This is a genomic window from Microbacterium sp. (assembly GCF_031178525.1).
In the GTDB taxonomy this organism is placed as follows: domain Bacteria; phylum Actinomycetota; class Actinomycetes; order Actinomycetales; family Microbacteriaceae; genus Microbacterium.
In genome coordinates this window covers 1-10,963 of record NZ_JAPSJA010000076.1, presented here as the reverse complement: position 1 = coordinate 10,963, position 10,963 = coordinate 1, and the positions used below count along the sequence as shown (strand labels likewise).

The 10,963-nt window shown below is 74.2% G+C and carries 5 protein-coding genes; 1 reads left to right on the top strand and 4 read right to left on the bottom strand.

Annotated features, from left to right (window positions below):
• Nucleotides 1-834: 834 nt before the first annotated feature.
• Nucleotides 835-2,610 carry an ATP-dependent helicase gene (locus tag RIF89_RS06945; RefSeq protein ID WP_309068404.1) on the bottom strand — a complete coding sequence of 592 codons (1,776 nt, stop codon included), beginning with the start codon at nt 2,608-2,610 and terminating at the stop codon, nt 835-837.
• Complete coding sequence (nudC, locus tag RIF89_RS06940) at nt 2,607-3,518, bottom strand: NAD(+) diphosphatase (protein WP_309068403.1); 912 nt, start codon at nt 3,516-3,518, stop codon at nt 2,607-2,609. Before nudC ends, RIF89_RS06945 begins: the two co-directional genes overlap by 4 nt.
• Before the next feature lie 111 nt (nt 3,519-3,629).
• Between nudC and RIF89_RS06935 the strand changes: the two genes are divergently transcribed.
• The gene (locus tag RIF89_RS06935) at nt 3,630-4,946 is read left to right on the top strand and encodes a phosphotransferase (RefSeq protein ID WP_309068402.1); all 1,317 of its coding nucleotides are present in this window, start codon (nt 3,630-3,632) and stop codon (nt 4,944-4,946) included.
• On the opposite strand, the gene RIF89_RS06930 is transcribed toward RIF89_RS06935, so the two are convergent.
• Together RIF89_RS06930 and RIF89_RS06925 are read right to left on the bottom strand one after the other, a co-directional pair.
• Nucleotides 4,871-8,389 carry an ATP-dependent DNA helicase gene (locus RIF89_RS06930; protein WP_309068401.1) on the bottom strand — a complete coding sequence of 1,173 codons (3,519 nt, stop codon included), beginning with the start codon at nt 8,387-8,389 and terminating at the stop codon, nt 4,871-4,873. The two genes, RIF89_RS06935 and RIF89_RS06930, sit on opposite strands and share 76 nt — an antisense overlap.
• The coding region (locus RIF89_RS06925; protein WP_309068400.1) for a PD-(D/E)XK nuclease family protein at nt 8,386-10,963 on the bottom strand (2,578 nt) is incomplete at its 5' end. The genes RIF89_RS06930 and RIF89_RS06925, both read right to left, overlap by 4 nt.

Here is a 10,963-nt window from a genome sequence, read left to right as displayed (position 1 = left end):
CGCCGCGCGGGGACGGGGACGACGCCCCGGAGGGTCCGCGGCCGGTGTGACCCTCGTCCCCAGCCCCTTCCCCGGCGGAGCGCCGGAGACGGCTGTGGAGAGCGCGCGCGCCGCGTGATGCCGGCGCGCACGATGGGCGCATGACGTTCCTCCGGCTCGATCCGTCCCATCCGGCGCTGTGGCGCGACGAGACGACGCTGCAGCTCGGCGCACATCCCGTCGTGACCCTGCGCGACCCCTCGCCGTGGCAGCAGAGAGTGCTCGGCGCCATGGAGCGCGGCGTCGATTCGGCCACGCTCGAGCGGATCACCGCCGCGCTGGACGTGCCCGCGCACGAGCTGGCCGCGTTCCTCGCCGACCTCGAGGGCGCGCTCGCTCGTCCCGGGACGGTCCGCACGGTGCAGCTGCGGGCGGCCGACGGCGTGGACGCGACGACCTCGACCGACGTGGCGGAGGCGCTGGGCGCGGTCGGCATCGCCGCGACGTGGGCCGCGCCGGCGGCGCGGTTCGCGGGCGACGCCGTCGTCCTGCTCGCTCATCACCACGTGCCGCCCCACCTGCCCGCCCAGCTCATGGCCGACGACCTCCGGCACATCCCGGTGGTGTTCGACGGCGGCGGCGTGACGGTGGGACCGCTTGTGGAGCCCGGACGCACGGCGTGCCTGGCGTGCCTCTCCGCCCATGAGCGCGATCGGGATCCCGCGTGGCCGGCGATCGCCGCTCAGCTCGTCGGTCGCCGGCCCGTCGCCGTGCCGCGGGCGCGAGCGATGGAGGCCGGGATGCTCGTGGCGCGACTGCTGCATGACGGCGTGCGCACCGCGCCCGGCCAGAGCGTCAGCGCGTCGACGTCCGTGCGCTCGAACGCGCAGGCGCGCCGCGCGTGGCACTCGCACCGTCCGCACCCCGAGTGCCTGTGCCGGACGGGCACCCCTGAGCGAGATGAGGGCCGATCTCGGCGAGGAAGCGCGACGGAGACCGCTCCCCCCGTCCCGCTTCCGACTGCCGAGCCCACGAGATCGACAGAGTTCGCGCGGCCCGCGTGATGCCGACGTACGCGAGCCGACGCTCCTCGTCCACGCCCTCGAGAGACGACGCGTACGAGATCGGCAGCAGCCCCTCGGAGAACCCGAGGATGTGCACGTGCGGCCACTCGAGACCCTTGGCGGCGTGCAGCGTGGACAGCGTGACGGTGCGCATCGCCGGCTCGTGCTGATCCTTCGCGCGTGCCATCAGGTCGTCGGCGAAGGTGCGCAGCGTCGCGCCCGGCGCGGCCTCCTCGGCGAGACGCAGGATCGCGGCCCGCGCCTCCCACGCATCGCGCACAGCGCCGCCCGCGGCCGGCGGCTCATCCTGATGACCGAGGCCGCGCAGCGCCGTGCGCACCTCGTCGACGAACCCGGCGCCGTGCGGGGCGACGGCGGCCGCGCGGATGGCGAGCACGGCCTGGCGCACCTCCGGCATGTCGAAGAACCGCGTGCCGCCGAGCACGCTCGTCGCGATGCCCCGCGCCGACAGCGCCTGCTGGATCGCCGCGGACTGCGCATGCGAGCGGTACAGGACGGCGATCTCGTCCGCACGCGCCGACTGCATCCGCCGCGCGATCGCGTCCGCGACCCCCTCGGCCTCGGCACGGTCGTCCGGGTAGGCGGTGACCTCGGGCCGGGGCGACGACGCCTCGCTCGCGGCGGCGACGAGCGTGAGCGCGCCGGGCCGCCCCCGCATGAGCGCGTTCGCCACGTCGAGGACGGCGGCGTCGGAGCGGTAGTTGCGCTCCAGCCGCACGACCGTGGCATCCGGATAGCGCGTCGGGAACTCCAGCAGGAACCGGGATTCGGCCCCCGTGAACGAGTAGATGGTCTGGCTCGCATCGCCCACGACGCACAGGTCGCGACGGTCGCCCAGCCAGAGTTCGAGCAGGCGGTTCTGCAGCGGCGAGACGTCTTGGAACTCGTCCACCGTGAAATGACGGTACTGCTCCCGCACGGCGACCGCGACGCGCGGCTCGGCCTCGAGCATTCCCGCGCATGCGAGCAGCACGTCCTCGAAATCGAGCTGGCGGCGTTCGTCCTTCAGCGCCTCGTACCGGCGCATCAACTCGACGAGCGCGTCGCTCCTGAGGGAGCCGACCGTGCGGCCGAGCCGCTCGTACTGCTCGATCGTGCGCATCGTGACCTTGCGCCACTCGATCTGAGACGCGACGTCCCGCAGCGTCGCGCGGTCGGGACGCAGACGCAGCGCGTCGGCAGCGTGGGCCAGCAGCTTGACCTTGTTGTCGACGATGCGCGGCGCCTCGTCGCCCGCGACCTGCGGCCAGAAGTAGTTCAGCTGCGCGAGCGCGGCGGCGTGGAACGTCTTCGCCGAGACGCCCTCGATGCCCAGCGCCCGCAGCCGGCCCCGCAGCTCGCCCGCCGCCTTCGTCGTGAAGGTCACGGCCATCACACGCTGCGGCGAGTACGCACCGGTGTCGACGCCGTGCGCGATCCGGTGCGTGATCACACGCGTCTTGCCCGCGCCCGCACCCGCCAGCACGACGACGGGACCTCGCAGCGTCGCGGCCGCCTCCCGCTGATGCTCGTCGAGGCCGTCCAGCGCGGAGCTCGCGCCGGTCACGCGTCGCCCTCCTCGAACCAGTCGCGAATGAGCCGGTGTGCGATGGATGCGGGGCCGGGAAGGCCGACCTCGCCGCGGCCCTCGAGCGCCGCGCCGATCTCGGCGCGCGTGAACCAGCGCAGCGACACGATCTCCGCACCGTCCGCGCGCGCCTCGTCCGGATCGACCGCGGTCGCCTCGAAGCCGAGCATGAGCGAGTGCGGGTACGGCCACGGCTGCGACGCCGAGTAGCGCAACCCCGTCAGACGCACACCCGCCTCCTCGCAGATCTCCCGGTGGATCGCGGTCTCGAGGGATTCGCCCGCCTCGACGAATCCGGCGAAGCACGAGTGCATCCGGCCGCGCCAGTTGACGTTCGCGCCGAGCAGGATGCGACGGCGCTCCGCATCCGTGATGGCGACGATCACGGCCGGGTCGTTGCGCGGGAAGTGGTCGCGTCCGCAGGCCTCACAGCGGCGCGACCAGCCGGCCTGCCGCAGGATCGCGCGCCCGCCGCAGGTGGGACAGAAGCGGTGGCCGGTGAGCCAGCGGCCAAGACTCACCGCGACGACGAGCGTGTCGGCCTCGGCGGGATCGAGCTCGGCGGCCAGTTCCCGGGGCCCCGCCCATCCGCCCGGCGGGTCGAGGGGCTCGGCCGCGGAGGCGTCGAACGCGGCGACGAGCACCGCGGCGCCGTCGGCCGTGCGGCCGAGGAAGCCCCATTCGGCGTCGCCGGGCACGTCACTCGGGGCGATGCCGAGGAGACGGGGCGATCCTTCGGCGAGTGCGGCGTGCGCCCCGCGCACGACGACCACGCGCGTGGCACCGTCTGCCCGGGCGCCGTCCAGCAGCTTCGGATCGTCGCGTTCGGCGGCGGCGCGATCCGTGGCGGCGACGCGCTGTGCGGCGGAGGCTTCGTGGCGGCTCATCGCAGCAAGTCCCTTTCGTCGCGAGTGCGGCTGCCTCCGCGGAGCGCGGGGTCGGCGGTCGCGGGCGTGGCGAGGGGCGAACGCGAGAGCCTCCGACCTACCCTTGGGGGCATGGCACGCTCCCCTCTCACTCTAGCGGCGGCCGTCACGGCGGCCGTCCCGGATGCCGAGGTGGTCGGCGCCCGCCGACTCACCGCGGGCGGCGGCGGGCGGTTCGACTCGGCCGTGGCGACCCTCGCAGACGGCAGCGAGCTGGTCGTGCGCGTCGCCAACGAGGAGGCGGCGGATCGGGAGCTGGCCGCGGAGGTCGTCGCGCTCCGCGCGCTCACCCCCGGCGTGCGGGGCATGCTGCCCTTCCGAGCCCCCGAGTACGTGGGCGCCGCCGCGCTGCTCGCGGGCCGCGCGGTCGTCACCAGATTCGTGCCGGGCTACCTGATTGACGCCGACGAGATCCCACCCGGGGAGGGTGCCGCGACCTCGATCGGAGCGGCGCTCGCAGCGCTGCACGCGCTGCCGCCGTCGGTCGTGCGTTCCGCCGGCCTGCGTGAGCACACACCCGAGCAGACGCGCGCCGACGTGCGCCGCGTGATCGAGGCCGCGTCCCACAGCGGACGCGTCCCCGTTCGGCTCACCGTCCGCTGGCGCGACGCGCTCGAGGACGACCGTCTCTGGGCCTTCGAGCCGGCCGTCTGCCTGGGCGGTACGCAGGCGACATCGTTCCTGTTCGAGGACGACGAGCGAGGCGCTCCCGGCGTCTCCGGCGTGCTCGACTGGCACGGTCTGTCGATCGACGATCCCGCGGTCGACTTGCGCTGGGTCGCGTCGGCGCCGGATGCCGCGAAGGACATCTTCCGCGCATACGGCGAGGCCGCGCATCGTGCGCCGGACGCCGCGGTGCGCGTGCGCGCCCGCCTGCACGCCGAACTCGAGTTCGCCCGCTGGCTCGTGCACGGCCTCGAGAGTCACCGCACCGACGTCGTGGACGACGCCGCGGCGCTGCTCGAGTCGCTCGCCGAGGGCGTCAAGGACGACGTGCTGCTGGCCGAGATCGACGACGACGGCCGCACCGACATCGATGACGCGATGACGGTGCTCGCAAACGTTCCCCAAAGACCCGGCGCCCCCGCGGTCGACACGTCGATGCAGACGGACGCATTCGATCCGGACGACCTGACCCTCGGGCCCGACAGCACCTGGAACAAGGACGACTGGAGCGAGGAGAAGCGCGCCCGTGCGACGTCGGCGGCGCAGGAGACGCAGCCGATCGACCGGGACGAGCTCGTCGGCCTCGAGCGCGCCGACGCCGACGCCGACGCTCCGCTCGGCGAGCACTCCGCGTCCGACGACGGCGGTCAGCCCGACGCGGAGGACGCTCGCCGCTCCGCCCGCGCAGCGTTCCAGCGCTGGACCAGCTCCGCCTCGGAGTAGATCCGGTCGTCGCGGATGACGAGGTCGTCGCCGACGTAGAACAGCGCGACATCGATCCGGTCGAGCGGCATGCCGTGGCGGCGGTGGTAGGCCACGCGGTACAGCGCGAGCTGCAGCATGCGCTGCTCCTTCTCGGCCGCGGTGCGCGGCGCCTTGCCCGTCTTCCAGTCGACGATCTCGATCCGGCCGTTGCGCTCGTACACGGCGTCGAGCTTGCAGATCACGATGTGGTCGGGCTCGCCGTCCGCGCCCGGCATCGCGAAGTCGATCTCGGTCTCCACCTCGATGGGCCGCAACGGCGCCCACTCGCTGCGCAGGAAGATATCTCGCAGCCGGGCGAGCGCGACCTCGTCCTCCGCCGAAACCTCGGTGTCGGGCGCGATGTCCTCGCCCCACAGCTCCTCGTCGCTCTCCCACAGCGCGTCATCGGTCGACGATCCGGCCCCGGCGATGCCCGAGCGCTGCTCGACCCACTGGTGGAACAGCGTGCCGATGCGGGTCTGCGTGTAGGGCCGCTCGGGCATCGGGCGGCTGATCTGCGACACCGTGCCGGCGAAGTCGGCTACGTAGTCCTTGAACCGCGACGCGGGGATGCGCGTGGGCGCGGTCAGCGCCCGCCCGCGCTCGCGCTCGGCGCGCTCGGCCAGCAGGCGGGCCAGGCGCGGCGACGGCTCGACCGGGGCGGCGGCGCGCACGAGCGCGGCCGCCTCGGTGACGCGGTCGCGGCGGCGCCCGAGCGGCTCCATGGGCCACTCGCGCGTCGCGGCCGTGCCCGTGTACGGGTTGTCGTCCTTGTCCACCGGGCCGATCGGATCCAACCCCAGGCCGCCCATGATCTCGACGAGGAACTCGCTCGGCACGCGCGGGCGCGACTGCCCGGCCCAGTGGGCTCCGCTGAGCAGCAGGTCCGTGCGCGCGCGGGTCACGGCGACGTAGGCGAGCCGGCGCTCCTCTTCGCGCTGCGAGCGCCGGTTGCCGTCGGCGAAGCGCGCGAGCGCGCCGCGCTTGGCAGGATCCTGGGATTCGCTCACGAGGGAGTCGAGCTCGGCCTTGCGCCGCTTGGTCTCTTCCTCGATGCCGAGGCCCGCGAGGAGCGGGTCCCACTCGAAGCGCGGAAGGGCGGCGCGGTCGCCGCGCAGCGCATACGGCAGCACGCCGAAACCGAGCCAGCCGGCGGTGTCCTTGACCGAGCCCGGCAGCTCGCCCTCGACCAGGCGGACGACCGCGACCGCGTCCCACTCGAGGCCCTTGGATCCGTGGATCGTGAGCAGTTGCACGACGCCGGGCTCGGGTGGCTCGGTGCGCGGCATCAGCTCGTCGGCCTGCTCGGCGCGGTCGAGCCAGGCGAGCAGGCTGCCGATCGTGCCGCGCTCGTCGGCGGAGAGGAACCCGCGCACCTCGTCGACGAACGCCCGCAGCTGCGTCGACGCCACGCGCGCCGAGCCGCGGGTCTCGTTGGCGGCCAGCTCGATGTCGAGGCGCAGCTCGATCTCGATCAGGCGGATCAGCTCGGGGATCGGCTGCCCGACCTGCCGGCGCAGCCGCTCGAGCATCGCTGCGGCCTCCCGGATGCGGGTGCGCCCCTCCGGCGTGATCCCCTGCAGCAGGCGGTAGTCGTCGCGCATGGTGCGCACCACGTCGACCGCGTCGACGATCGACACCGCCTCGTCGGCGCCGTTCGAGGTGCGCAGGCGTGCGGCGAGCTCGGCCGGCAGCGGGGACAGGGCGGCGTCGCGGCGAGCCAGCTCGGCCGCGAGGTCGTACAGGGCGGCCATGTCGGCCACGCCGACGCGGAACCGCGGCCCCACCAGCAGGCGGATGAGCGGCGACCCCGAGGTGGGGTCGTGCAGCACGCGCAGCACCGACAGCACGTCGACCACCTCGGGTGTGGAGAGCAGGCCGCCGAGGCCGAGGATGCGGTGCGGGACACCTCGCTCGGCCAGCTTCGCGGCGAACAGGCTCATGTGCCGCTTCGAGCGGAAGAGGATCGCACCCGTGTGCGGCTTCGCCGCGCTTTCGGCGCTGTGCGGGTTCCCCGCGGTGTGCGCGGCGCGGAGGCGTGCGAACCAGTCGGCGACGGCATCGGCCTCCTCGTCCACCGTATGGGTGAACGCCACCTCGACGTGGCCCTCGCCGGCGCCCGGGCGCGGCTCGAGCGCGGGCACGGTGATGCCGCGATCGCCCTGCAGCGGCTGCAGCACGCGGTTCGCGACCGACAGGATCGCCCGGTCGTTGCGCCAGCTGGTCATCAGGTCGTACTGCGCGGCCCGGCCATCGTCCGCGAAGGCGTCGCCGAACGCGTAGAGGTTGTCGGCGCTGGCACCGCGCCATCCGTAGATCGACTGGTGCGGGTCGCCGACGGCCATCACGGCGCCGTCACGGAACACCTCGGCGAGGAACCTGGTCTGGATGACCGAGGTGTCCTGATACTCGTCGAGCAGCACGACGCGGTACTGCTGGCGCAGGTCGTCGCGCACGTTCGGGGCGGTCTCGACGATGCGGAAGGCGCCGTCCACCTGGTCGGCGAAGTCGAGCACGCCGCGGCGCTGCTTCTCGTCGATGTAGTCGCGCACGAGCTGCGCGAGGATCGGCAGCGTGACGAGGTTCGTGTACGGCTTGCGGGCCTTGTCGTGTGCGATGTACGGCTCGAAGCGCGCCGCCTCGCGACGGGCCAGGCGCTCGAGCTCGTCGAGGTCGACGCGGTGGTCGAGCACGTCGCCCGCCAGCCGCTGCACCGCGTCGACGACGCCGGTGACCGATCGCTCGACCTCCTCGAGCCCGGGCAGCTGCGCGCGCAGAACGACGTGCCGCGCGATCAGCCACGACGCCGACGTGCTCAGCATCGCGGCCTCGGGATCGCGCCCGATGCGTGCGGCGTGCTCGCGCACGATCGCGTCGGCGAACGCGTTGTACGTCGACACGCGGGGCCGGATCATCAGAGCGTCCACGCCCGCGACCGACGACGGATCCCATCCGGTGCCGTACCGCTCGGCGAGATCGTCGAGCACACGCCGCCGCACGGCCGTGCGCTGCGCGGGCGTGGCCGCCCGGTCGACGTCCGCCAGCTCGCCGCGCTCCACGATGCCCGCGAGATGCGGCAGCAGCCCGCGCCGGCCGAACTCGTCGACCAGCGCGAGGCGCGCGGAGATGCGCTCGTCGAGCTCGCCCGCGGCCTTGCGGGTGAAGGTCAGGCCCAGGATCTGGTCGCGCTCGACGTGCCCGTTCGCCACCAGCCAGACCACGCGCCCCGACATCGTCTCGGTCTTGCCGCTGCCCGCGCCCGCGACGACCAGCGCGGGCAGCGGCGGCGCTTCGATCACGCGCTGCTGCGCGGGGGTCGGGGTCGGCAGGCCCAGCGCGGCGGAGATGTGCGTGGCCCGCAGCCCGTGGCCGGGCCCCCAGGCGGCGACGGCCTCGACGTCCTGCTCGGGGGCGATCGTCACGAGCTCACCGCCTCGACCGTGTGGATCCGGCAGTTCGGCACGTAGGGTCCTTCCACGAGGCAGTGTTCGTCGACGCGCGCGGTGAACGCGCTGGCGGACATGCCGCGCGCCGCCTCGGCCACGCGGCGCAGGAACGCGGCGCGCGTCGCATCGTCCAGCCGGTGCTGGTGCGCGACGCGGTAGTCGCTCTTGCCGATCGCGCCGTCCAGAACGACCAGCCGCGCGCCCACGAGCCCCGACGCGTCCGCTCCGGGCACGAGGCCCTCCTGCACAGCGACCTGGTACGCCGCGAGCTGCGCGTGATCGGCCACCTTCGTCTCGGTCAGAGGCTCGTTCTTCCCGCTCTTCAGATCCACCACCGCGACACGCATCGGGGCGTCGGGGTCGGCGGTGGTCATCCGCTTCCAGCCGTTCGCCGCACCACGGGCCGCCGCGTGCTCTCCCCCGCCCCGCGGGTAGGTCTCCACGCGGTCGATCTTGCCGCTCACCACCGCGCGATGGGGACCGGCCGCGTCTTCGCCGGCGTGCACGACCGGCGTCGCCTCGTCGTCGCCGTCGAGTGCCACGGCGAAGCGGAACTCCGCCTCCGACACGATGTGCGCGCCGCCCTCGGCATCGGCTGCGCGCAGATAGGCGTGAAGCCGCTCGATGAGCTTCTCCGCGCGGCGGCGCTCCTTCGACGCGATCCACGGGGTCTCGAAGTCGAGCTCGCCCCACCGCTCGTCGACCACGGCGCGCAGAGCGTCGAGGTCGCCGTCGGGCACGCGCTCGAGCGCGGCGTGCAGGATGATCCCGATGCCGGCCGTCGGAGCCGTGACGGTGTCGCCGCCCAGCGCGGCGATCACCCAGTCGAGTCCGCAGCGTTCGAACGCCTCGAGGCGCGAAGGCGACACGCGCGCCCCTCGGGCCGCGAGGTCGCGCAGCGGCGCGTCGGTGGACGGGGGAAGGACGCCGTACCACTGCGCCGGATCCGCGCCGGGCACGCCCGCATCGGCGAGCAGCCGCAGCTGCGCGGCGGCGGCGGCGCGCTCGGAGGTCTCCCCCGAGGTGGTGAGGGTGCGGCGATGCTGGGCGACCAGACCGCGCAGCGTGAGCGGATGCTCGACCCGCTCCGCCGCCGCGGGATCCGGATCCGGCAGGAACGACAGCAGCGCGCTCGGACCGGTGTCGTCATCGTCCACCGCGGTGACGACCAGGAACGACCGCGCGCGCGATGTCGCCCGCACGAACAGGCGCAGCTCGTCGTGCAGCATGGCGCGGCGCCGGTCGAGCGCGCTCTCGCTGAGCGGCGCGGCACCCGTGCGCGCGGCCTCGATGCGCCCCGCGAGCCGCCAGCCCTCGAGAAGCCCGCCGCGCAGGCGCACGTTCGGCCACACGCCGTCCTGCACGCCGGCGATCACCACGGCGTCGAACTCGACGCCGAGCGCGTTGGCGGGGGTGAGCAGCGTCACGGCGCCGCCCCGGTCGGGAGAGGAGAGCGTGTCCTCGGGGACGTCGCTGCCGAGGATGTCGCGGATGAACGGCAGCGGACCCTCCTGCGGATTGCGCTCGACCGAGCGCTTGGCCGCGTCGAACAGCGCGACGAGACCGTCCAGCGCGCGCCCGGTCTCCGCCGCGAGCGGTCCCTGGCCGAGAGCCGCCTCGTGCCAGGCCAGATCGAGGCGTCGGCCGTCGCTGGCCCGCGCCCGGTCCCACACGGTCCACAGCAGGTCGTGGATGGTGGCGCCGCGCGCGCCCTCCTCGTGCACGAGCCGCAGCGTCTCGGCGAACCGCCGCGCGACGCGCGCCTCCGGCGCGTCGATGAGGTCGAAGACCGGGGGCTGTCCGAGGGCCTCGCGCAGCAGCTCGCGCGCGGGCCGGCTGCCGCCCTCGGCCAGTTCGCCGTGACGCAGGCGCGCGCGCAGCCGCCGCAGCCCGACACCGTCCAGCCCGCCGAACGGGGAGCGCAGCGCCGCCACCAGTCGTTCGTCGTCGCGCTCGGCGTGATCCTGCAGGCCCAGGTCGACGATCTCCACGAGCTCGCGCACCACGCTCTCGCTGCCGAGCGGCCGCTGCACGCCGGCGGCGCGGGTGGGCACCTCGCGCGCCGCGAGCTCGGCCTCGAGCACGGTGATCTGCCGCGTGTCGTGTGCGATCACGGCCATCCGCCGCCACGGCACGCCGCCCAAGAGGTGCCACTCGCGCAGCACCCACGCGATGCGGTCGACCTCCTCGTAGGGTGACGGCGCGACATGCGTCTCGATCACGCCCGCCCCGTCGATCTCCGGACCCGGCGCCTGGCGGTGCGCGACCACGCCGCCGGCCCCGATCGACTGGGTGATGGCGCGCACGAGGCGGGTGAGGGCGGGATGCCCGCGGTGCACGTCGCGCAGCACGTGCCGCTCGCCGAGCGAGGCCGACAGCCGCGCGAACAGCTCGGGCGTGACTCCCCGGAACGCGCCCGATCCGATGTCGGGATCGCCGAACGCGAGCACCGCGACACCGCGGGCGCGCAGGGCCTCGACCACCGCGATCCCGCCGCGCGTGAGCTCCTGCGCGTCGTCGATCAGTACGACGCGCAGGTGCTCGAGGCCG

Excerpts from the sequence above, each read along its gene's own strand:
- nudC (WP_309068403.1), bottom strand. The coding sequence starts at position 3,518 with ATGAGCCGCCACGAAGCCTCCGCCGCACAGCGCGTCGCCGCCACGGAT.
- RIF89_RS06935 (WP_309068402.1), top strand. The coding sequence starts at position 3,630 with ATGGCACGCTCCCCTCTCACTCTAGCGGCGGCCGTCACGGCGGCCGTC.